General features: G+C 60.5%; 1 protein-coding gene. It reads right to left on the reverse strand.

Translation table 11 applies throughout. The features are described 5' to 3' along the window. A partial coding sequence (locus EOD29_RS32615; RefSeq protein WP_245475509.1) for a GMC oxidoreductase occupies positions 1–263 on the reverse strand: 263 nt, incomplete at both ends.

Genomic DNA, 263 nt, shown 5'->3' on the forward strand with positions numbered 1-263 from the left:
GTGACAATGAGGTTCGGGGCATCCCAGACCTGGTTGTAGGGATTGAGCACAGAGGCTTGCCGGTTTTCGCCCATGCGCGCCCCGCCGGTCTCATGGATTGCGGCGCCCATGCACATGGTCTTGCGGAACCATTTGCGGAACATGAAGCGGCTGAAGACATCGGCTTCGGGAAAGGCGCCCTTGCCCATTTCCTTGAGGCCGGTGGGCGAGCCGATGAATTCGAGGTCGCCGCCAATCTCCTTGATCATGGCGATCAGCGCGTT

Origin of the sequence: Mesorhizobium sp. M1A.T.Ca.IN.004.03.1.1 (genome assembly GCF_003997555.1) — a bacterium.
Classification (GTDB): Bacteria; Pseudomonadota; Alphaproteobacteria; order Rhizobiales; family Rhizobiaceae; genus Mesorhizobium.